Annotated in this window: 21 protein-coding genes; 10 read left to right on the top strand and 11 right to left on the bottom strand. The window is 38.8% G+C overall.

Features of this window, described 5'->3' with window-relative positions:
- The first annotated feature begins 26 nt into the window (after positions 1–26).
- On the top strand, positions 27–680 hold the full coding sequence (yihA, locus tag Q0779_RS18610) for a ribosome biogenesis GTP-binding protein YihA/YsxC (RefSeq protein ID WP_298774941.1): 654 nt from the start codon (positions 27–29) through the stop codon (positions 678–680).
- A 577-nt stretch (positions 681–1,257) separates the two neighbouring features.
- Here the strand turns inward: yihA and polA are convergent.
- A complete protein-coding gene (gene polA / locus Q0779_RS18615) occupies positions 1,258–4,008 on the bottom strand; it encodes a DNA polymerase I (RefSeq protein ID WP_298774943.1) in 2,751 nt (916 codons plus the stop codon).
- Positions 4,009–4,394: 386 nt separating this feature from the next.
- Here polA and elbB point away from each other — a divergent pair, with 386 nt between their 5' ends.
- Positions 4,395–5,060, top strand: a complete 666-nt coding sequence (gene elbB / locus Q0779_RS18620) for an isoprenoid biosynthesis glyoxalase ElbB (protein WP_298774945.1) — start codon at positions 4,395–4,397, stop codon at positions 5,058–5,060.
- 45 nt (positions 5,061–5,105) lie between these two features.
- Here the strand turns inward: elbB and glpG are convergent, their stop codons facing one another.
- The 6 genes from glpG to Q0779_RS18650 all read right to left on the bottom strand — a co-directional run bounded on the left by glpG (position 5,106) and on the right by Q0779_RS18650 (position 10,326).
- Entirely contained in the window at positions 5,106–5,945 is an 840-nt protein-coding gene (gene glpG, locus Q0779_RS18625) for a rhomboid family intramembrane serine protease GlpG (protein WP_298774947.1), read from the bottom strand.
- A 34-nt stretch (positions 5,946–5,979) separates the two neighbouring features.
- Positions 5,980–6,288 carry a thiosulfate sulfurtransferase GlpE gene (glpE, locus tag Q0779_RS18630; RefSeq protein ID WP_298774949.1) on the bottom strand — a complete coding sequence of 103 codons (309 nt, stop codon included), beginning with the start codon at positions 6,286–6,288 and terminating at the stop codon, positions 5,980–5,982.
- 114 nt (positions 6,289–6,402) lie between these two features.
- Complete coding sequence (tdh, locus tag Q0779_RS18635; protein ID WP_298774951.1) at positions 6,403–7,428, bottom strand: L-threonine 3-dehydrogenase; 1,026 nt, start codon at positions 7,426–7,428, stop codon at positions 6,403–6,405.
- A gap of 9 nt (positions 7,429–7,437) precedes the next feature.
- On the bottom strand, positions 7,438–8,634 hold the full coding sequence (locus tag Q0779_RS18640; protein ID WP_298774952.1) for a glycine C-acetyltransferase: 1,197 nt from the start codon (positions 8,632–8,634) through the stop codon (positions 7,438–7,440).
- A 199-nt stretch (positions 8,635–8,833) separates the two neighbouring features.
- Positions 8,834–9,508 (bottom strand): TetR/AcrR family transcriptional regulator, encoded by a 675-nt coding sequence (locus Q0779_RS18645; RefSeq protein ID WP_298774953.1) that lies wholly within the window; start codon positions 9,506–9,508, stop codon positions 8,834–8,836.
- 137 nt (positions 9,509–9,645) lie between these two features.
- Positions 9,646–10,326, bottom strand: a complete 681-nt coding sequence (locus Q0779_RS18650; RefSeq protein WP_298774954.1) for a TetR/AcrR family transcriptional regulator — start codon at positions 10,324–10,326, stop codon at positions 9,646–9,648.
- Positions 10,327–10,616: 290 nt separating this feature from the next.
- Here Q0779_RS18650 and waaA point away from each other — a divergent pair, with 290 nt between their 5' ends.
- A complete protein-coding gene (gene waaA, locus Q0779_RS18655; RefSeq protein WP_298774955.1) occupies positions 10,617–11,888 on the top strand; it encodes a lipid IV(A) 3-deoxy-D-manno-octulosonic acid transferase in 1,272 nt (423 codons plus the stop codon).
- A 142-nt stretch (positions 11,889–12,030) separates the two neighbouring features.
- Positions 12,031–13,095, top strand: a complete 1,065-nt coding sequence (locus tag Q0779_RS18660) for a CDP-glycerol glycerophosphotransferase family protein (protein WP_298774957.1) — start codon at positions 12,031–12,033, stop codon at positions 13,093–13,095.
- A 7-nt stretch (positions 13,096–13,102) separates the two neighbouring features.
- Here Q0779_RS18660 and Q0779_RS18665 read toward each other — a convergent pair whose 3' ends face one another.
- Positions 13,103–13,816, bottom strand: coding sequence for a 3-deoxy-D-manno-octulosonic acid kinase (locus tag Q0779_RS18665; RefSeq protein WP_298774959.1), 714 nt, complete (start codon positions 13,814–13,816; stop codon positions 13,103–13,105).
- 84 nt (positions 13,817–13,900) lie between these two features.
- Here Q0779_RS18665 and Q0779_RS18670 point away from each other — a divergent pair, with 84 nt between their 5' ends.
- From Q0779_RS18670 to Q0779_RS18685, 4 genes are all read left to right on the top strand, one after another.
- Entirely contained in the window at positions 13,901–14,941 is a 1,041-nt protein-coding gene (locus tag Q0779_RS18670; RefSeq protein WP_298774961.1) for a glycosyltransferase family 9 protein, read from the top strand.
- Positions 14,942–14,987: 46 nt separating this feature from the next.
- A complete protein-coding gene (locus Q0779_RS18675; RefSeq protein WP_298774963.1) occupies positions 14,988–16,070 on the top strand; it encodes a hypothetical protein in 1,083 nt (360 codons plus the stop codon).
- Positions 16,067–17,155 (top strand): glycosyltransferase, encoded by a 1,089-nt coding sequence (locus Q0779_RS18680; RefSeq protein ID WP_298774965.1) that lies wholly within the window; start codon positions 16,067–16,069, stop codon positions 17,153–17,155. The genes Q0779_RS18675 and Q0779_RS18680 overlap by 4 nt, the downstream gene beginning before the upstream one ends.
- 97 nt (positions 17,156–17,252) lie before the next feature.
- The gene (locus Q0779_RS18685) at positions 17,253–18,317 is read left to right on the top strand and encodes a CDP-glycerol glycerophosphotransferase family protein (RefSeq protein ID WP_298774967.1); all 1,065 of its coding nucleotides are present in this window, start codon (positions 17,253–17,255) and stop codon (positions 18,315–18,317) included.
- A 115-nt stretch (positions 18,318–18,432) separates the two neighbouring features.
- Here Q0779_RS18685 and Q0779_RS18690 read toward each other — a convergent pair whose 3' ends face one another.
- Positions 18,433–19,506, bottom strand: a complete 1,074-nt coding sequence (locus Q0779_RS18690) for a glycosyltransferase (RefSeq protein WP_298774969.1) — start codon at positions 19,504–19,506, stop codon at positions 18,433–18,435.
- A gap of 554 nt (positions 19,507–20,060) precedes the next feature.
- On the opposite strand from Q0779_RS18690, the gene Q0779_RS18695 reads away from it, so the two are divergent.
- Positions 20,061–20,228 (top strand): DUF2986 domain-containing protein, encoded by a 168-nt coding sequence (locus tag Q0779_RS18695; protein ID WP_298774971.1) that lies wholly within the window; start codon positions 20,061–20,063, stop codon positions 20,226–20,228.
- Between the two features lie 176 nt (positions 20,229–20,404).
- The gene (gltS, locus tag Q0779_RS18700; protein ID WP_298774973.1) at positions 20,405–21,628 is read left to right on the top strand and encodes a sodium/glutamate symporter; all 1,224 of its coding nucleotides are present in this window, start codon (positions 20,405–20,407) and stop codon (positions 21,626–21,628) included.
- A 54-nt stretch (positions 21,629–21,682) separates the two neighbouring features.
- Here the strand turns inward: gltS and Q0779_RS18705 are convergent, their stop codons facing one another.
- Positions 21,683–21,940, bottom strand: coding sequence for a DUF333 domain-containing protein (locus Q0779_RS18705; protein WP_298774974.1), 258 nt, complete (start codon positions 21,938–21,940; stop codon positions 21,683–21,685).
- Between the two features lie 368 nt (positions 21,941–22,308).
- Positions 22,309–23,298: a nucleoside hydrolase gene (locus tag Q0779_RS18710; protein WP_298774975.1), complete on the bottom strand. Its 990-nt coding sequence runs from the start codon at positions 23,296–23,298 to the stop codon at positions 22,309–22,311.
- Between the last annotated feature and the right edge of the window lie 47 nt (positions 23,299–23,345).

Here is a 23,345-nt window from a genome sequence, read left to right on the forward strand (position 1 = left end):
ATTTGAAAAATTTTTTGGAGTAAATTGTGTCAGGATCTCGTATTGATTTTAGAAAAGCGAAGTTTTTAATTAGCGCCCCTGATATTGCGCACCTTGATGAACACTTGCCGGGTGATGTTGGTGTGGAAATTGCTTTCGCTGGTCGTTCAAATGCGGGAAAGTCGAGTGCTCTTAATCTGTTAACGGAACAAAAAGGGCTTGCTAGAACCAGTAAAACTCCTGGTAGAACGCAGCTTATTAATGTCTTTCAATTAGACGAACATCGTCGTTTAGTGGACTTACCCGGCTATGGTTTTGCCCAAGTACCATTAACATTAAAGAAAAAGTGGCAACAAGCGTTAGGGCAATATTTACAGGAACGGAGTTGTTTGAGCGGTGTGGTTGTGTTGATGGATATTAGGCATCCACTAAAAGACTTAGATATGCAGATGATTGTTTGGGCAGTAGAAAGCAATATTCCTGTGCTGGCTTTGCTAACAAAAGCGGATAAGTTAGCTCAAAGTGCGCGTATGAAAACAGTCAATGAGGTCAGAAAGGCGTTAGCAGATTTTGATGATGCTGTAAAAGTTGAGCCTTTTTCTTCACTTAAAGGTATAGGAAAAGCCAAGGTTCTGGGGATTTTAGATGGATGGTGCAAACCGCAATGGCTAATGGATGCATTAGAAGCAACCGATGAATAGTGTGTTACACACTCGTTAAATTATCAATAGTCAGTAATCTATTTATCTCTCTCAGTGTTCACAGAACAAATTAAGCAAAAAAATAGCCGATGGAATGACCATCGGCTCAAATATTAGCTCTTTTGGGGAGAAGCTAAATTCAACAAGACTTAAGTGCTATCAATGGATGTAGATAGTTCTCAGTAAGCCTATGATAACGGTATTTCTGTTAGAATTAAAGTATTTACTCTAAAAAAGATTTTGGATGAAAAAAAGCCCCAGTAAATAAATTACTGGGGCGCCATAATTTGGCATTCGCTCGAATCACTAGCGAATAAAAAAGGTTTAAAAGATAGAACATCTTAACCTCTGTACCCTACAAGTGTAATATTACCTCATTAAACTGAATATGAAAAACTGTTTTTCGTTTAAAAATACAATCATTAGCCAGTCAATCGCATAAATGAGTGAAAAACATTCTTTTTTTGATCTAAAAATTTCATAAATTTTTATTTATTTCATAATTTCAGTATAGGAAAAGTGTATAGGATAAGGCACTATCTTAATCAACATAATGCCTTATTAAAAAGAGAGGGGATTAATGAGCTTGTTCCCAATTATCACCAATGCCTGATTCAGCTAACAGTTCAACATCTAAGTTTGCTGCTTTGGCCATTAAATCACAGATTTTTTCTTGAAAAATATCGGCTTTATCGGCATTAACCTCAAAGACGAGTTCATCATGCACCTGCATAATCAGCGCAACTTCACCTTGTGTTTCATCTGTAATCCATTGATCCACTGATATCATGGCTTTCTTAATGATATCTGCTGCAGTCCCTTGCATAGGTGCATTAATAGCAGCTCTTTCGGCCGCTTGGCGGCGCATGGCGTTTCTATCTTTAATGGCTGGTAAATAGAGTCTTCTTCCGAACAGTGTAGAGACATAACCTTGTTCAGCAGCGATTGCACGCGTTTCTTCCATGTAGGTTAAGACACTAGGATAACGTTTAAAATAGGTATCAATATACATTTGAGCTTCATTTCTAGGAATATCAAGTTGTTTGGCTAAGCCAAAGGCTGACATGCCGTAAATGAGCCCAAAATTAACCGCTTTGGCTCTGCGACGTTGATCGGATGTGACGTCATCAAAATCAACATCAAAGACTTCTGCAGCAGTTGCTTTGTGAATATCTTTCCCTGCCGCAAATGCAGTTAACAAGCCTTTATCTTGGGAAAGGTGAGCCATGATCCTCAGTTCAATTTGAGAATAATCTGCTGCTAGGATTTTCTTACCTTTGGGGGCGATGAAAGCATGACGGATTTTACGGCCTTCTTCGGTTCTGATTGGAATATTTTGTAGATTCGGCTCGCTAGATGATAAACGGCCAGTTGCTGCATTAGCCTGATGATAGCTAGTGTGAACCCTGCCTGTTTGGGGATTGACCATCAAAGGCAGTTTATCTGTGTAGGTACTTTTGAGCTTTGAAAGACTACGATGCTCTAAAATAATTTTAGGCAAGGGATAATCTAGGGATAACTCGACTAATACTTCTTCTGCTGTCGAGGGGGCACCTTTAGGGGTTTTTTTAATAACAGGATAACCCAGTTTTTCAAAGAATAATGTTTGTAACTGTTTCGGGGAGCTTAAATTAAAGGGCTCTTCGGCAATGGTATAGGCTTTTTGTTCTAACTCATCTATTTTTTGAGCAAGTTCTGTGCTTTGTTGGCTAAGTAGCATGCTATCAATGAGAACACCATGACGTTCTATGCGCGAAAGAATACTGATTAAAGGTAACTCTATGTCATTAAAGACGGGGATCAGTTCTTTTTCAGAGCTTAATTTCGACCATAAGGTTTGATGTAGCCTAAGGGTGATATCTGCATCTTCTGCCGCATAAGGCGCAGCCGTTTCAAGGGGAATTTGATTAAAAGTGAGTTGTTTTGCGCCTTTACCTGCTACATCTTCAAATTTTATATTTTTGTGGCTTAAATATTTAAGGGCTAAGTCGTCCATGTTATGTTTAGACACAACAGAGTTAAAGACATAAGACTCTAACATTGTATCAAACTGAATACCGGACAATTTTATACCGTGATTAGCCAATACACTCATATCATATTTGAGGTTTTGACCTACTTTACGTATGTCAGCATTTTCTAAAATAGGCTTGAGCTTTTGTAGTGTGACTTTAAAGTCTAATTGCTCGGGCGCATCAAGATAGTCGTGGCGTAAAGGTAAATAGGCGGCTTTACCGACTTCAGTTGAAAAGGAGAGACCAACTAATTTAGCCTCCATGTAATTTAAACTGGTGGTCTCAGTATCAATGGCAATAAGTTGAGCTTCAGTGAGTTTTTTGAGCCAGTGGTCGAGTACTTCCTCTGTTAAAATGGTTTCATATTCAACTTGGATATTGGTTGTCGATTCTGTGCTATCGCTTTGAGTTGCTTTGCTTGAGTCGCTTTCTTTATTTAATGCTTCTGCTAACCAGCGTTTAAATTCCATTTCACTGTAACATTGGATAAGTGCATCTTGATCGACAGGTTGAATGTCGAGTTGTTGCCAAGTTTGATCTAATTCAACATCCAGTTTGATGGTCGCCAGTTCATAGGAGAGTTTGAGCATGTCAGCATGCTCTGCCAGTTTTGCTGGCATGGTCTTCGCGCCGCGAAATCCTAATGCTGGGATCTTCTCAGCCTGTTTGATTATATCTTCTATTCCACCAATCCCTTGCAGCATGGCAAGCGCTGTTTTTTCACCAACACCGGGAAGGCCTGGAATATTGTCTGCTTTATCGCCTTGTAAGGCTAATAAGTCAATAATGAGCTCTGGTCCTACACCAAATTTTTCAGTGACTTCACTGATACCCATGGTCGTATCAGTCATCGTATTAATCAGGGTGACTTTGTCATTGACCAGCTGTGCCATATCTTTATCCCCTGTGCTGATCAGCACTGAGCGTCCAGCTAAACTAGCCTGAGTCGAAAGCGTACCAATCACATCATCGGCTTCGACTCCTGGAATACTGATAAGTGGAAGGCCAAGCGCTTTGATAATGCGATGTAGTGGTTCAATCTGCGAACGTAAATCATCCGGCATGGGGGGACGTTGTGCTTTGTATTGGGCATACATTTCGTTTCTAAAGGTGCTGCCTTTCGCATCAAAAACGACGGCCATTTGTGTAGGTTGGTATTGTTTCAATAAACTGCGAAGCATATTAATCACGCCGTAGACAGCCCCAGTGGCTTCGCCTTTTGAGTTGGTAAGGTGTGGCGGTGCATAATAAGCTCTATAGAGGTAAGAAGAGCCATCAACAAGCACTAAAGGGGTTTCTGTAAGATCGGGCATAATAGTCAGTATCAATTGGGGAGCGAAAAGAGTGATAGCATGCCATATAAGGCTAGTTTCAGCCATGATCAATTCAGACTACCCTTGTGGATAAGTCTGTTAGTTAAAAATGGAATAATCGTACGACCAAAGACAAAACGAATACTGCAATTACATTAAGTATATGAAAATAATAGTTTAATGATTTATTTTGAAGCTAGATTATAGTGTAGATTAAAAAATCAAGCTTTGTGGATTTTTTTATTATTTTTTGTTGCTAAAGTCACTATTAGATTATTTATTCATCAAATAGAGGGTAAGTTATCTAATTTAGCATGAAAAATAACCAGATCAAGCATTTTATTTTGCTTCTTTTAAAACAAAATAGTATATAGGAGAGATTTTTAATGACAAAAATAGCGATTCTTTTAAGCGGTTGTGGTGTATTTGATGGCAGTGAAATTCATGAGTCGGTTTTAACCATGTTGGAGTTAGAGCGACAGGGTATGAATTATCAATGCTTTGCCCCTGATATCATGCAATTGCATGTGGTCGATCATGTTACAGGGGAGGTTGATATTAATGAAAAGCGGCGGGTTTTAGTCGAGTCGGCGAGAATAGCACGAGGCAATATACTCGCTTGCGATAAGTTGAATATTGATGAGTTTGATGCTTTGGTGATCCCTGGTGGTTTTGGTGCGGCCAAGAATTTGTGTGACTTTGCTATTAAAGAAGCTGATCATGAAATCGATCCACAAGTTAACGATTTTATTCATGATTTTGCCACAAATAAAAAACCGATTGGTTTTATGTGTATTTCGCCTGTGATGATCCCGAAAATTTTTGGAGAAAAAGCAATAGGGACAATAGGCTCTGATGTAGAAACGGCATCAGCCTTTAATCAAATGGGCGGGGTACATGAAAATGCTTCTGTTGACGAGGTCGTTGTTGATCAAGTCAATAATATTGCTAGTACGCCTGCTTATATGTTAGCTGAAAACATTTCTCAGGTGCATTCAAGCATTAAGGCCTTGATCAAGCAAGTTTCAAAGATGTGTGTTGGAATAGTATAAGCTTTTTATGGTAACAGTCATTCGCAAATCAATTGTTAATGACTGTTAAAGTGTCTTTCTTCGGCTATCAATACTGGCTTGTAATAAGCCAATGATAAGCCCGCCAATATGAGCGCCATTGGCAACAGAAAAACCAAAAATATCAGTAAAACCTAAGGCTAACCATATTAGCATGAAGATCATGTAAGATGGAGGGATCCCAATTCCAGCTTGTGGCTTTTTTAGTCCCATTAACCAAGTATATCCAAGTAGTGCATACACGACGCCTGATAAGCCCCCAAAATAAGGGCCTGCAATGAAATACTGCAATATGTTGGGGAGAGTACCTGCTACAATCAATAATATAAATAACGGAGTAAAGCCGATTTTGGTTTCAATTTTTCCGCCTAAATACCACCACCATATTAAATTGAAGATAATGTGTAATGCAGAAAAGTGAAGCAGACTAGGCGTAAATAGTCGCCAAAACTCGATAGGGGAAGCATTAGCCGTTGCGCCAAAAAAAGATAAATTTTCAAAAATAGGATTCGATAATCCAAGGTTCATTGCGGCAAAGATAACAACACATAATATCATAACCGTGAGAGTTAATGGACCAGCTCCTGTCATGAATTGACTGACTAAATGCAGTCCGGGTGAACCATAATCTATTTGAGTATGGCTATCGCCATTATTCCAAGAGGCCTCTAAATATTTATCTTGATAGGGGTTATTAATGAAATCATTATATTCTCGCTGAACAAGTGATACGTGCTCGTCTTGCAGGAGAACTAAAGTCACCCCTTCTTCGGATGGGTGAATTTCGCATAATATATGTTTACCTTTAAGATAATCAACCAGTGCTTGAGCGGCTCTTGCGTTGGGCAGTTTACCTATTTCAATCATCAATGAATATCCTTAACAGTTTTTAGGTTATGCGTTAAAGGTGTGCTTGCTGCCACGCTTCAAATCCGCCATCAAGGCTATACACTTGATCAAATCCTTGTTGATGTAAATACTGAGCGGCATTTTGGCTACTAATCCCGTGATAACATACAACAATTAATGGTTGATCCATATCTGCTTCACCAATGAAGTGAGCGAGATTTTCATTATTCAAATTGGAAGACTGGGGGATATGCCCTTTTTCAAAGCTTATATTATCTCGAATGTCGACGATTTGTATGTCACAAGTGGTCTGTTTCATTTGAATAAGTTGATTAACGCTTAAATGTGTGAAGTCTGACATGGTAAACCTGTGTTCTAATGCTAACGAATACTGATGAGCACATAATAACACACCCAACTGTAATCAGTGGGGTGTGTTTTGTGAATGGTTCTTTATTGCCATGGGTTTATAGGGTTAATCCCAGCTGAGAATGACTTTTCCTGATTGTCCTGAACACATGGCGTCGAAGCCTGCTTGAAACTCATCAATCGGGAAGTGGTGAGTGATAATCGGAGAGAGATCTAGACCTGATTGAATAAGGCTTGCCATTTTATACCAAGTTTCGAACATTTCTCTTCCATAAACTCCTTTTATGGTTAGCCCTTTAAAGATGACTTTACTCCAATCTATGGGCATCTCCGCGCCAGGGATCCCAAGCATGGCAATTTTTCCGCCATGGTTCATCGTCTCTAGCATGGAATGAAAGGCGCTGGGAACACCAGACATTTCTAAGCCCACATCAAAGCCTTCAGTCATGCCAAGCTCAGTCATTACCTCTGTGAGATTTTCTTTCGCCACATTGACCGATTTTGTCGCGCCCATTTTTTCAGCCAGTGCCAGCCGGTATTCATTCACATCGGTGATCACTACATGTCTTGCGCCGACATGGCGACAGACTGCAGCAGCCATAATGCCAATGGGGCCTGCGCCCGTAATGAGCACGTCTTCTCCGACTAAATCAAAGGATAATGCAGTGTGAACGGCATTACCAAAAGGATCGAATACTGCGGCGAGATCGTCAGAAATATCACTTGGTATTTTAAATGCATTAAAGGCTGGGATCACTAAATACTCAGCAAAGGCACCATCACGGTTAACACCGACACCCGAAGTATTTCTGCATAGGTGGGTACGGCCTCCTCGACAATTTCGGCAATAGCCACAAGTAATATGACCTTCACCTGAAACGCGATCCCCAACAGCGTAACCTTTAACTTCTTGACCAATTTCAATCACAGTGCCAACATATTCGTGGCCGATGATCATAGGTACTGGGATGGTATTCTGTGACCATTCATCCCATTTATAGATATGAACATCAGTACCACAAATAGCTGTTTTACGGATTTTGATTAAAAGATCATTGGGGCCAAGTTGTGGCTTAGGCGCATCAATCATCCAAATGCCGGGTTCCGCTTTTAATTTACTGAGTGCTTTCATTGTCGCTTCCTACTTGATTATTTCCATCTCTTTTCCAATTCGAGTAAAGGCTTCAATGGCATGATCCAGTTGCTCGCGAGTATGGGCCGCAGACATTTGAGTTCTAATCCTTGCTTGGTTTTTAGGCACAACAGGGAAGGAGAACCCAATGACATAAATGTGCTCTGCAAGTAAACGTTGAGCAAAGTCACTGGCTATTTTTGCGTCGCCAATCATAATGGGAATAATAGCATGATCAGCCCCCCCGAGAGAGAAACCTACTGCGGACATTTTTTCACGAAAGTATCGACTATTTTCCCATACGGCTTCTCGTAATGCATGGCCATTTTTTAGCATCTCGAGTACTTGAATGGAGGCATTGACAATTGCTGGAGCCAGTGAATTAGAAAATAAATAAGGACGAGAACGTTGACGCAGCCATTCAATTACTTCTTTTTTTGCTGAGGTAAATCCACCGGATGCGCCACCTAATGCTTTACCTAAAGTACCGGTAATAATGTCAATTCTATCCATGACTTGGCAAAATTCATGAGTACCTCGGCCATTTTCACCGACAAACCCTACTGCATGAGAATCATCAACCATGACCAAAGCACCATATTTATCGGCTAGATCACAGATCCCTTGTAGATTAGCGATAACCCCATCCATAGAAAAAACACCATCAGTCGCAATGAGGATGTGGCGAACATTAGCTTCTTTGGCAGCAATTAATTGGGCTTCTAAATCTTGCATATCGTTATTGGCATAACGAAAACGTTTAGCCTTACATAAACGAACTCCATCAATGATAGAGGCATGGTTTAACGCATCAGAAATAATGGCGTCTTCTGCGCTCAGTAGGGTTTCAAATAAACCGGCATTAGCGTCAAAACATGAAGAATATAAAATGGTATCTTCCATACCGAGAAAATCACTGAGACTAGATTCAAGCTGTTTATGAATGTCTTGTGTTCCGCAAATAAAGCGGACGGATGCCATACCGAAACCATGTTCATTTAGCCCATTTTTAGCGGCTTCGATGAGTTGGGGATGATTGGCTAAGCCAAGATAATTATTCGCACAGAAATTAATAACCTGAGTACCATTAACTTCGATGGACGCTTGTTGAGGAGAAACAATGACTCGCTCACTTTTGTATAAACCTTCCGTTTTGACATCGGCAATTTGCTGATTAATTTGACTATAGAATGCATTTTTAGCCATCTTTTTCTCCATCGAGGGAATGAGTGCAGATCGAAATAGGATGATATTTTAGCGGGAAAGTGGTTTGCTCTACAGCTTTATTTCATAGAATTACATAGTTTAGGGAATGGGAGCCACTTTGATTACTTAAACTAATGTGATAGGAGAGAGGCTGCCTCCCCATTATGTCTATTGTTGTATTGTACTCTCTAGAGAATATTCATTCTTTTATTTGTTCCTCTGACTGAAGAGAGGAGTCGGCTTGCTTCTGATAATGTGCTTTTAGTTTATCAAAGGTTGTGATTGAATTGGGGGATGCGTAGGTTTTTAAGATAAGTAAGACCCTGAGTACACCTTCATATAAAGAGGCTTTACTAATCGATCCTATGGGTGACTTAGATTGTGTCAATTTATAACTGACCCAAAAGCTGGTCATTAATTTCAGAGTATCGGCGAGTGGACTAATGTCATTTTCATCAATAATCAGTACACCGTCGTCTTTGAGCTGAGCGATGATGTAATTTGAGCGACTCAAGACTTGTTCTTGAGTTTGACGATAGCGTACTTTTAGGACTTCATCACGGCTCAGGATATCCGCTAAATTATTATATAAAAAACGGTAACTCCATAGAATATTAAATAAGGTATCAAAATAGTTAAGTAATAATTCGCTATTGACTTCTTGATCAAGATAAGGTTTAAAATCTCTAATAATATCATATTCATATAGTGTGAATATGGAGCGAATAATGTCTTCTTTATTTCGAAAATGGTAGTAAAGGTTACCTGGACTCATATTCAAATGGGCTGCGATATGGTTAGTACTGATATTTCTTTCGCCATGCTTGTTAAATAACTCTAAGCTTGCCTGAACGATTTTATCACGGGTTTTCATGCAAATTCCTAAATAAATTGAACATTAACATACCAAAAATACAATATTAAACGATGTGTTATACAGTATATTGGTTTGGTATAATCATATAATATATTGTGATTAAGGTATTTAATTATTTCATTTTTTACGCTTACTTATTCAAGTATACCTCTTGTTTCTTCATTAACCTTATTTGACATTTCTTGAGAATGATAATACTCAGCTGTTTTAGCAAATATCTTCTCGGTGCCAGGGGCGGCATATCTTTGCATGAGCAGTAATACTCGCAGTATACCTTCATATAAGGACCCTTTACTGATTGAACCTATTGGAGAGGAGGATTGCGTAAATTTATAGCTGATCCAAAAATTTGCTACCATAATGACAGTGTCGACTAAGGGAGGAATGTCTTCTTCTTCAATATTGAGTATGCCGTCTTGCTGTAATTGGATATAATTTTGAGCTAATTGATGTGCCCATTGCTTTTGAGACAGTTGGAAGTTGGTTTTAAGGTTATCATCCCTGCTGAGAATATCGGCAAGATTATTGTACATGAAGCGATAATCCCATAATGTGTCAAATAATGCATCAAAATAGCTAATAAAAAGTTCAGCATCAACGGTTTCAGCGATATAAGGTTGGAAGTGTTCCTGTAACTGTTGTTCATATAAGTTGAAAATACAACGAATAATTTCTTCTTTATTTCTAAAGTGATAATAGAGGTTGCCGGGGCTGATATTAAGGTGGGCAGCAATGTGGTTTGTGGTGATGTTGCGTTCACCATGTTTATTGAATAATTCCCAGCTTGCTTGAATAATCCGTTCTCGAGTTTTCATGGTTACTCCAATATCTGCAGTAATATTCAATCATTTTAGCTTTTCTAATTAACGATTGGTTAAATAATAGTCTGTTATCTTGCTTTTGTGGTTTTAAGCATAGTATTGAATAGAAACAGAGTCTGTAATTATTAATGAATATTGTTTAATATCATTACTTTAATATGATGCTGCTCATGTAATAAAAAGTGTTAAAAATGATTATTTCAAGGCTGTACTTATTTTATGTTAAGTGCTTATGTTATTATTTGAAGGCATATTGCCCTTTTCATTTTTGAGTGATTTATCTTATGGCTCGCTTTTTGTATTCCTTACTTTTATATTGTTTGTCTCCTTTAGTGGTTCTGTACTTAGTGTTTCGCTCCGTTAAAAGTAAAGATTATCGTCACCGCTGGCTTGAGCGTTTTGGGTTAAAACGTCTTTCACAAACAGACCTATTAATTCATAGTGTTTCTATGGGAGAAACTCTGGCTGCATTGCCTCTGATTAGGGCAATAAAATGTGCCTATCCAGAGCTAAGTATTACGGTGACTACCACGAGTCCCACTGGATCGGCTGAAGTTGTGAAAAGTTTAGGAGAAAGTGTTCAGCATTGCTATTTACCATTTGATTTTTCTCTTTGTGTCTACTTATTTTTAAAAAAACTTAAGCCTAAGTATCTCATTATTATGGAAACAGAGTTGTGGCCGAATCTTATTCATTTCGCTGCTGGTATGGATACTAAACTCATGTTAGTGAATGCGAGGTTATCTGAGCAATCTATGAGGCAATATCAGAAATATCTTAAATTAGCTTTACCTATGCTCAATAAAGTGGATCTTATTGCCACGCAGTCTCCATTAATTAGTCAGCGCTTTACCTCATTAGGTGTTAGTGATAAAAAGCTCTTTGCTTGTGGTAGCCTAAAATTTGACTTGAATATAGATTCAGATCAGCAAGATAAAGCAGTTAAGTTAAGGCAGATTTTAAAATTAAAAGAGCGTTTTATTTGGGTTGCGGGTAGTGCGCATCCTGGAGAGTTTGATGATATTTTAAATGCGCATAAACAATTATTAGCTGTTCAGCCAAATGCACTTTTGATTTTGGTACCGAGACATCCTGAGCAATTTAATGCTGCAGCTGTCGCGATAACTGCGCATCAATTATCGAGTGTTCGCCGTAGTGATAAAGTGGAAGTCGATTTGGCTACGCAAGTGCTATTGGGGGACACTATGGGGGAATTACTTTCATTTTATGGTGCGGCAGAACAAGCATTTGTGGGTGGCACATTAATTGAAAATGGTGGACATAATCCTTTGGAGCCAGCCGCTTTGGGGCTACCGGTGTTATTAGGTCCGCATTATTGGGATTTTGCGGAAATTGCGGATTTACTTTATGAGGCTGGCGGGTTACGGTTTATTGATTCTGCTGAATCTTTATCACAGTCATTGATTACCTATTTGCAAGACAATGAGGCTTGTCGTAAAGCCTGTATGGCCGCATTGGGTGTGGTGGATGAAAATAGAGGTTCACTCACTAATCATTTGAATTTAATTCATTCATTTATTGAGCCGCCTAATTGATGTTTCATTGCGATGTGTTTACCACTAATTTCTTTATTTTTGGTGCGTAGCGTTTCAATTGTTATAGGTAAATAGGGTTTAGTGGAAAGCACTAACAGTCAATTGCATTAAGCATGATGATCCATGGATTCTAGGAGGGAGTTTGGAGCAAAAACAGAATCGCTATCTATTTTATATAGCGCAGAACTATTCATATGCTATTTTGAGGCCACTACAAGAAATTATAGTGAAGCGTGGGGATGCTGTATCTTGGTTTTTAGAAGGGACTGAGGTGAGTTCTGTATTTTTGACTGCTACAGAGCAGCATTTGAAAACAGTGGATGAGGTTCTGCATTGGCAACCCGATGTGGTATTTGTCCCTGGTAATGTGGTTCCTCGTTTTATTCCAGGATTGAAAATTGGTGTTTTTCATGGGTTTAATGCTGGAAAGGTTAATCATGATGGTCAAATATCTCACTTTAGAATTCGTTCTTGTTTTGACTTATATTGTACCCAAGGCCCTGCAACGACTTTGCCTTTTATTGAGTTATCAAAAAAGTTTAAGACATTTCACGTTGTTGAAACAGGGTGGCCTACGCTTGATCCTATGTTTGCGTCTTCAAAGGAAAATCCTTATAAAGACGATAATGATCCTCGCCCAACGGTTTTATTTTGTTCGACTTTTTCAAGGCGTCTATCTTGCGCATCAATGATTTTTGAACGAATTAAAATGTTATCGATGCAAGGAAAATATCGGTGGCTCGTTCAATTTCATCCTAAAATGGACTCGCAGATTGTAGCTCAGTATAAGTCCATTGAAAGTGTTCACTTACGTTTTATTGAAACGGACAATGTCTTGCCTGTGCTTCAAGCTGCTGATGTCATGTTGTGTGACACATCTTCAGTATTGATTATGTTTTTATTGCAAGGCAAGCCTGTTGTGGCTTTTAATAATAAAACAGAAAGTGAGCATCTTGTGCATGTCAATGACGAAGAAAAGATAGAGCAAGCAATTGAATATGCATTATCTTATCCGAAAGATCTGATGAGTAAAATTGAAGCTTACAGTGCTCAGATCCACCCTAAAAGGGATGGGTTATCAAGCCAGAGGGTACTACAGGCGGCGGATGATTTGCTCGAAAAAGGAGTCGGTGACCTAAAACCTAAGCCACTCAATTTACTTCGTCACCTAAAAATGCGCAAAAAATTACATTATTGGAAAATATAATGAAATGTTATTGTTTGACGGATTGATAGCCCTTTAATAGCTGTTGCCAATTATCAAATGTGAATGCTAATGTCGGCGACTTGCCTTTTTCTTTATTGAAGGAGCGAAGTAAGCGTTTAAGATTGGCTTGCTTCCAGCTTGTGTTGGCTTTTTTTATTGCGCCCCTGTCAAAATCGATGAGATAGAATTGACTCTTGGCCAGTAAGATATTTTTTGCATTGAGGTCGGCATGAAAAACGCCTCGTTTGTGGAAAAGTGCAATGCAGCTCCCTAATGTGTACCACTCTTGATCTGTCATGGGGCTCGATTCGAGTCTTGCTAAGAGATCCTGAGCCTCTTTGATCCGTTCAATGATAAGATCGCCTCGATAAAAAGGTCCGTGTTTGGTGATATTGGCGGCGATGGGTTTAGGTACGGCAAAGCCTTCATTGTAAAGGGTGTCGAGTAATTGGAATTCGGTAATCGGACGTGTTTTATTGAGGCCGCAGAAAAGGTACTTATCATGAGATATTTTTTCAATGAGCCCACCACGATAGTAATGTCTCAGCACCCATTCTTTGTCGATATACTTCATAAACCAAGTGGTATATCGACCTTGAGATGAACCTGTAATGGCTTGTTTTTTTCGCCAAAATTCTACGTTAAACCAAGCTTGGGATGGAGTTTCTAATAGATCGTTATGAAAAGCAATGTAGCCAATATCGGTTTTTATTAGTTGCATATGAATAATTATTAGCGAAAGCGTGGTACCTGAGAGCATTCTACATTAAGATCACGTCATTGCGTTAAATAACCTGCGAATTTTATGAGTTTAAATTTAGATAAGGCTGAATCTTTATGTTTGTTACGTTTATCGGCTATTGGTGATGTTTGCCATGCCGTGGCTATGGTGCAAGCTATTCAGAGACGATACCCTCAGTTATCTATCATTTGGGTTATTGGTAAAGTCGAATACCAACTATTGCGTCATTTGCCTCAAGTTGAATTTATTATTTTTGATAAATCTCAAGGATGGCGCAGCTACTTCCAATTATATGCCCAGTTAAAACATCGAAAATTCGATGTCTTGCTCCACATGCAAGTGGCCTTACGAGCCACGATAGCATCGTTAGCGATTTCAGCAAAAGTCAGATTAGGATTTGATCGGGTACGGGCTAAAGAGGCTCAATGGTTAGTGACTAATCATCGCATCGATGCGCAAGCGTCGCCCCATGTTTTAGAGGGATTTATGGGTTTTGCTAAGGCTATTGGAGTGGAAAATCTTAATCCGTCATGGAATATTCCTATTTCTGAGCGGGATAAAATATTTGCTTCACAGCGGATAGGAAGAGATAAAGTCTTAGTGATCTGTCCTGCTGCCAGTAAGGTGGAAAGAAACTGGTTAGCGGATCGTTATGCAGCCATTGCTGATTATGCTGTTAGTCAAGGATTTAAAGTATGTCTTTGTGGCGGGCCTTCTGCAGAGGAAAAAAGGTTGGCTCATGACATAGTGGCTGCATCTAAGGTGTGTGTTGATAATCTCGTGGGGCAAACATCATTGACACAATTATTAGGATTATTAAAGGAGGCAACACTGGTACTGGCGCCCGATACTGGGCCTGCTCATATGGCGGTGACTCAAGGTACGCCTGTTGTTGGCTTGTATGCCCATTCAAACCCTAAGCGGACAGGTCCATATCTTTATCTTAATTACGTGATTAGTGCTTATGATAAAGCAATAAATATGCAACAATTAGACCCTAATGTATGGGGGACTCGAGCCAAAGGTGAAAACTTAATGGAGATGATCTCTGTAGCTGAAGTGAAAGAGGCAATGGACCGATTAATAAGCGATTTGGCTCTATGACGGACTTCTACCCTTTTTATTCTACTCAAGGACCAAGAGTTTTATCATGAATATTTTAGCTCCTAAGCTATTGTTTATACCTGTTTCTTCTCCTGAGGGAATGGGGGAGTATATGCGTTCCTTAATCATTGCTGACGAAGTCAAAAAACGTAGACCCGATGCCCAAATTTGTTTCATTTTGAGTCGACATGCACCTTATGCCAGCACTTGCCATCACCCGGTTAAATTGATTGATGAAACACCGACGAAGCGTGTAAAAGATGTTAATTTGTTGATGTCAGATTTTCTACCTGATGTCGTGCTGTTTGATGCATCAGGAAGACGTTCTCAATTAGAGCATGCACAGCAGTTGGGGGCGAAAGTCATTTTTTTGAGTCAACATAAGCGTAAACGCAGTAGAGGCATGAAAATTCGTCGAGCAATCATGACAGACAGTCACTGGGTTGTTCAGCCTAATTTTATGATAAGCCCTATTAATTGGTTTGATAAACTTAAGTTGAAGCTGATTAATAGAATGGAACCTATTGTAACAGGACCGATTTTTGTTAATCCTAATGCAATGAAACAAAAAGCGTTATTAGAAAAATATCAGCTCATAGAAGGTGAATACCTGATTTTTAATGCAGGCTCTGGTGGGCATCAACTTAATAAGGGTTACGCGGCCGATGAACTTGCTTTGGCCGCCAAACGTATTCATGCGCAAACGCAGTTACCTTGTTTAATGGTTTTTGGGGATAATTATCCTAAAAGTTTACCTTGTTACGAGGGGGTTATTGCGATTAAGAGTATGCGTCACGACGACTTTATTAATTTATTAAATGCGGCAAAAGCGGCTGTATTAAGTGGTGGAGATACGTTATTACAAGCGATTGCGTTAAAAAAACCGGTATTGACAGTAGCCGTTTCTAAAGATCAACATTATCGATTAAATGTTTGTCAAGATCATGACTTAGCCGTTGTGAGTGAGTGTCACGCACCAAGTATCGTTGATGGGATGATAAGGTTAATTGAAATCGATAGATTGAACAAACAACATCAATCATTGTCTTTATGTGAATGTGTGAACGGGCTCGACATTGGTTTAAAAGAAATAGACCGTTTATTGAGTGAAAAGTTGGGGACAATATGAAGCGTATTGCGATAGCCATTGATCATTTAGTGGGTGGTGGTGCAGAGAAAGTGATGTTGACGTTAGCAGAAGAGTTTGTTGCTATTGGTCATGAAGTGCATTTTTTAGTCATGAAAGATAATGCTGATTTTATCGTGCCTGAGTCGATTAAAGTGCATACTTGCTTTGTCGGTAATGATGCTAAATTGTTACGTCGTTTGCGATTGGGAAGTGCCGTTAAGCATTTGAAAGCGCGTATTGATGATATTGAGTCAAATGTTGGTTATTTTGATTTATTTATATCCAATTTAGATTTAACGAATTACCTTATGGTGAATACCAAAGTGCGTTCATTATGTGTGGTGGTTCATGCCTCTGTTGAAGAAGAGTTACGTCGTCATGCTAAAATGGGGCCCTTTGCCTATTTCAAGAAGTTAAGGGCTAAAAAAGCGTTAAACGGTCAACGATTAGTCACGGTATCTGAAGGTATTGCGAATGAAATTACCGCCAAAAAGCGCCTTCACCCAGCTTCCTTGCAAACAATTTATAATCCTTTTGAGTTTGACACCATTCAAGAACTTGCTCAAGCTCGACCCAGTGAATTACCCAAAGAAGATTATCTTATTCACATTGGTCGGTTTGTGAAGCAAAAAAGGCATGATGTATTATTTGCAGCGATTGCCAAGATGAAACACCCTATTAAAGTGGTGTTGTTTTGCCACAAGCCTGATAAAGCCAAGGCGCTGGCGCGTGAATTTAATGTTGAAGCTAGGGTCATTATTAAAGGATTTGAGATTAATCCTTTTCCCTGGATTAAAAATGCTAAGGCATTGATATTAAGTTCAGATTTTGAGGGACTCCCGACAGTATTAATTGAGTCATTGATTTGTGGTACTCCTGTGGTGAGTACAGATTGCCCTCATGGACCCAAAGAAATTTTAACTGGGGCGTTATCACATTTTCTAGTACCACGAAGAGATCCCAGTTTGCTGGCTGAAAAATTTGATGAAGTGATAGCCTTCCCGCCTGATATGAGTCGTATTGATATTCTGTCTAAGGTGAAAGCAAATAGAATTGCAAAGCAATATCTAGAGTTATCAAGTTAAGTACGACTGAGTGAATAGGTGGAGTGCTGAAGACAATGGAGTGTTAAAGGCTGATTTGTGAATAAGTAAAAGATTCGAAAAGTATGAAGGGGTTGTTTTGGAACGAAGTAAAAAGCGGTATTTGTTCTACATAGCACAGAATTATTCATATGCTATTTTGAGGCCATTACAAGATGTTATTCTCAAGCGAGGCGATGAGGTATGTTGGTTTTTAGAGGGAAATGAAGTTACCTCTGCTTTTTTAACTGTGCAAGAGCACAGGTTAATGACCATTGATGATGTGAAACATTGGCAACCCGATGCGGTTTTTGTACCTGGCAATGTTGTGCCAAGTTTTATTCCCGGTATTAAAGTGGGTGTTTTTCACGGGTTTAATGCGGGAAAAATGAATCATCATGGCCGCGAGGATCATTTTGAAATTCGTTCTTGTTTCGATTTATATTGTACTCAAGGGCCTGCTACGACGTTACCTTTTATCCATTTGGCACATCAATTTGGTACGTTTAAAGTCACTGAAACGGGGTGGCCTGCTTTAGATCCTATGTTCCAGCCTCAAGAAGATAATCCTTATCAAAATAAAGCTGATACACGACCAACTATTTTATTGTGTTCCACTTTTTCAAGAAGGCTCTCTTGCGCGCCAGTGATCTTTGAAAAAATTAAGGCGCTTGCTTTGAAGGGGAATTATCGTTGGCTAGTTCAATTTCACCCTAAAATGAGTAAAGATATTATTCTTCAATATCAGTCAATTGAAAGTGATAATTTACGTTTTATTGAAACGGATGATGTTTTACCGTTATTGCAAGCGGCAGACGTGATGTTGTGCGATACCTCATCTGTGCTGATCATGTTTTTATTGCAAGGTAAACCCGTGGTTGCGTTTAATAATCGTACGCAGAGTGATCATCTCATTCATATCAAGGATGAAGAAGATATCGAAGAAGCACTTGAGTATGCTTTGTCACGGCCGAAAGAAGTGATGCGTAAAATAGAGACGTATTGTGCTCATATTCACCCTGAAAGAGATGGGTTATCGAGTCAAAGGGTACTGAATGCGACTGATGAATTAATTGAACAAGGGCTTAGTACATTAAAAGCTAAACCTTTAAATTTAATTCGTCATTTTAAAATGAGGAAAAAATTAAGGTATTGGAAGTTATAGCTTTTAGATTGATGATGGAAAATAGGCCATATTCTAGAGAACATGGCCTTTTTTGAGTCTCAAATAAACAACGTCAGAAATAATCTTGAACGATCAGCCCTTCAGATAGCGACAATTATTTCTCACACAGAGATAGATATTGTTCAGCAATATAGTCACCTCTTACTTTGTCTATAATGTCAGCTTTATCCACATTGGGTAAGGACTGTAAGCAGTAGAGGGCTTTTTCAGCGAGTTTTACTGGATCTTTGGGTGGAACCAAATATTGATTCAGATCACCTGTTAGAATTTCATTGGGACCATGAGGGCAGTCTGTGCTTACGACTGGCGTATTACAGATTAAAGCTTCCACTAACACCATGCCAAATCCTTCAAAATCAGAACTGAGTAGCATCATCTGAGCGCGAGCAATCCAAGCATAGGGGTTGTCTTGAAACCCTGGGGTGATTATTCGATCGGCAACGCCATATTTTGTTGCGAGTTTCAATGCTCTTTTTGGACGATTGGTTAATAGAACAAGCTTTGGCGCTGTTGGCATTAACTTAAGCGCTTGAAATAAAATATCTAATCGTTTTTGTCGTGTGATCCGACCAATATGGATGATGTAAGGTTCGGTTGGAATTTCAGCTATATCAAGTTTAGCTTTTTCAAGTATATTTTCGATATTGAAAGGATTATAAATGGTACGAACGCTTTTAGGCTTTAACCAAGGTGTATTTTTAAGCTCTTGAGTAATGCCATTAGAAACGGTGATAATATTTTTGCCAATGAGTGCTTTGGCTTTTTTCCAGCGTCTGAAAAAATGTATGGGCCCCCGTTTGAGCTCCATCAATAACTCTTGCTTTAAGGCGCAGTGACAAAAGTAGTAACAAGGATCAAAATCACAGCCACTGACGATAATATCGCAGTCTGTTGAGTTACTTAAATATAAAGAAAATTTCCCTGTCAGTTTTTCTTGTTCCCTTACGACTTGTTGTAATTTAGCTTGCTGGTTTTTGAGTGACATCTTTTTATCATCAAAAACATAATGAATGATGACGTTATCAGGAGGAGTAAAGTCTCCTCCCTTATTAAAAATAAAGAGATGAACTTCATGCCCCGTTCCTTGTATGACTTCAGCTTGACTTAGGGCAACTTTGACAGTGCCATTTGCAAGTAAGTTGGGGCAAAAAATGGCTATTTTTTTCATTCAAATACTCTCGATTCTCTGTAAACGCTGAATGGCAAGTGGGTATATTATTGGCCCATTAAATAGTATTCAGTACATTTAAGTGGCACAAGGCATTCTAACTGATTTGAGGATATATCGACATTTTACCTTGTTCTTTTACAAAAGGTTAGTCTATGAAGGAGGTTATTTAATCAGAATTGAGAATATTGTTATTACTTTTAACCCATCAAATTGTTTGTATCTAAATAAGCGGTATTTATTTGCAAATTTATTTTTTAATTCAGTATCAAGTGTCTTTTTTTTAGACATGATATTATGTTTAGCTGTTACTTGCATGTGTTTCTTTTTCTGACAGCTTACATGACTAATATTTACATTGTGTTTTTCAATAGTGATTTTTGTTTTTTTTGTTCTGCTTTGTGTTTTAAAAAAGTGATTTTAGTGTTTGTTTTTGGTTTATATCGGGGGACTAAGTTTTTTGGCAGTGGATATTTTTGCGCGCTATTCCAGAGTTTATTAATATTTGCGTATAATGTCTCGTTTATCAGAATACGCTTTGTTTGGGCATCACTATGAACCGCACTAAAAAAATTACTCAGAAATTTATGAGTAAAACTCGAAAAGCCAATGCTAAGCTTAATGGACGCAGTAAACCACCTTACATTGCCAAAGCTGATCGGATGCCCATTGATGTGGCAACAGATAAAGTGATTGGACATGTAGATGACAGCCTTACATAAGCTCGCTTTGTTTTTTGCTATTGGGTTATTTTCAATTGAATCTACAATTCTTTATTATAATTAGCATAGCATTCATTTTTAATCGAATTTTTATATCGAAAACACTAACCATTATTAACTTAGTGAGATAAGTATTTGCATCATTATTCATCACTATTTTTAAGAGTAGGAGCAACATGAATACGGTATATTTTATAGGTGAACTAGAATCATTCTTAATTGCAATTCTAGTATTATTCATTGGACATGCGGTGAATCGCAATGTCAGTTGCTTTAGAAAGTATAATATTCCCGAACCTGTTGTTGGCGGGTTAGTTATCGCTGCTTTAATTACCCTGTTACATTTTAATCATATCGACTTAGAATTTTCCTTGCCCATGAAAAATACATTAATGTTGATGTTTTTCAGTACGGTAGGTTTAGCAGCAAGCTATAAGTTATTATTAAAAGGCGGGCTTAAAGTTGTGCTTTTTTTAGGCATAGCTTCTGTTTTTCTTGTGGTTCAAAATCTGGTTGGCGTCAGTTTAGCTAAATTCTTAGGTCTAGATTCTCTATTAGGGCTCATTGCGGGATCGATAACTTTATCTGGTGGAGCTGGAACCGGCGCCGCTTGGTCACAGACGTTTGCTGAGCAGTATGGGTTAAACACATTAGAGCTTGCCATGGCTGCAGCGACATTTGGCTTAGTGATGGGAGGGATTATTGGTGGCCCTGTGGCTCAACGTCTGATTGATAAAAACAACTTAAAATCTGCGTTTGGAAAGGGGACAGATCACCATATTGATAACCCTGATATGGTGACATTTGATCCCTTAGAAGAGGATAAAGTCACGGCAAAAAGCATCACTGAAACATTGTTTATCCTTCTTTTTTGTGTTGCAGGTGCTCATTGGGTTGACCAGTTAGTGAGTAGTTTTCATATTAGTTGGTTACAAATTCCTGATTTTGTTTATGCCCTATTTTTAGGGGTGGCGATTACCAATATCAGTGAATTTATTAAAGGTTACCGCATAAATAAAGAATGTGTTGATGTACTTGGTACTGTGACCCTTTCACTCTTCTTGGCAATGGCCTTGATGAGTTTGAAATTATGGGCAATTTTAGATCTCGCTATTCCTTTATTAATTATTCTCTTGGTACAAACAGTGGTATTGGCTTTGTTTGCTTACTTTGTCACCTTTAGACTTATGGGAGGGACCTATGATGCTGCTGTGATGGCGGGGGGGCATTGTGGTTTTGGTCTCGGTGCAACACCTACTGCTGTATTGAACATGGGGGCACTGGTTACTCGAAATGGTCCTTCTCCACAGGCATTTTTAGTGGTGCCGATTGTGGGGGCTTTCTTTATTGATATTGCGAACTTGATCGTACTGCAAGGTTTTATTTCTTTTATCCATTAAAAGAAATGATTTTCGATAAAGTGCCTTATTTGATGGCACTTTATCGTTAAAATATTAATCCACGGGATGATCTCGTTTAAATAAAGCCCATTCTTCAATCACTTCCCCATTTTGAAGGGTGCAGTAACCCACTTGTCCATTTTGTTCTGTTTTGATCTCTAAGGTGCCTCCAAGTGAGATACAGTATTGTGAAGCTGGATTTTTTTGTCCTAAATTCTCTTTTTGTTGCTCTGGTGCTTTTTCAGCGGGAGAGCAGCCAGATAAGAAAGCTAATGAAAGAAGAAGTGAGCTAATACTGAGTGTTTTTAACATAATGATTCCTCGTGTTGTCATCAACTCATTATTACTGAGTTTTCTTGAACGTGGGTTTAATACCAATTCAAGTTAATAAATGGTCCATTCAGAGTCGCTCAGGCGTTTCAATTAAAGGTGCATTTATGCAGTAATGGTGATCCCTTTCAAATGAATGCAACACAGAAGTGGAATGCCTGAGTGGCTCACCTTGTGCGGGTTTAAGAATACGCTATGCTACGTTAACTGTTTTCGATATAGAGCAACTATTAGCTTCAAACAGTAGCCTTGCCTATCGTATTTTTCATTCCCGCTGAATGAACACTTATTGACTTAGATTGGTATAAGCATAGGCAATCTATTAGCAAAAAGATTGTCTATTGTCAGCGTTATTTTTCGTCTTGAGAAGACAGCGTTTTATCGTAATCGAGGAGAGTATTTTTATACAGAGTTAATAAGGTATCACTGTTAACGCTGGCGCCGACTTGATGAGAGCGTCTTTCTGACCAAGGGTCGTTCATATAAGGGATGTTGTCGAATTTTTGCAATGTATGTCCCTTTGCGGGACCTGAAGTGATCACATGAATAGGACCTTCACGGAATGAAAATAATTCAGGTGAAATTGCATAAGCAATTGCAGATGGGTCGTGTACATGACAAGATTTTGAACCTGTAATTTGTCGGTAAAATTCTAAGTAATATTGGCTGATATCCCAAATAAATTGGCCTACTTCTTCCGTATTGTTTTTTATATCTTTTAAGTATTCTTCAGTAAAAAGGGTCTCTTTCGTGACATCAAGGCCAATGACTGTTATGGGCCAGTTGGCGGCAAAAACGATGTCTGCAGCCAAAGGATCTGCATGAATATTGGCTTCTGCATAAGGTGTCACATTGCCACGATGATCATTCAGTCCAAAAGCCCCTCCCATAATGATCACTTCCTTTACAAGCGTGGAAATTTGGGGCTCAAGTTGTAAAGCCAGAGCTAAGTTTGTAAGTGGGCCGACGGCAATTAAGGTGATTTCATTGGGCTCAGCGTTAACGGAATCAATGATATATTGCGCGGCGGATCGCTTATCCAAATTTGTGTGGGATTGTGGGCTGACTTTAATGTGACCGAAGCCTGTTTGACCATGGACCTTAACGACAGGAGCTTTTGGAATACCAGAAAGAGGAAGGCTGGCACCTTTTACAATATCGGCACAGAGATGATATTTATTTTTTAAAAAAAGTGCATTGTTTGTGCCATGTTCAATGTCTGTATTGCCATATACTGTTGTGAGTGCTTTAAGTTCAAGGATTGGGCTGGCCTGTGCAAACAAAATTGCCATTGCATCGTCAATCCCTGGATCGGTATCGAGAATGATTTTTCTCGTCATGTTATTTTCACTCTATGTTTGAAAGAGAATTTCATTGTGGAATATTA

This window comes from uncultured Shewanella sp. (assembly GCF_947491715.1).
Taxonomy (GTDB): Bacteria; Pseudomonadota; Gammaproteobacteria; order Enterobacterales; family Shewanellaceae; genus Shewanella.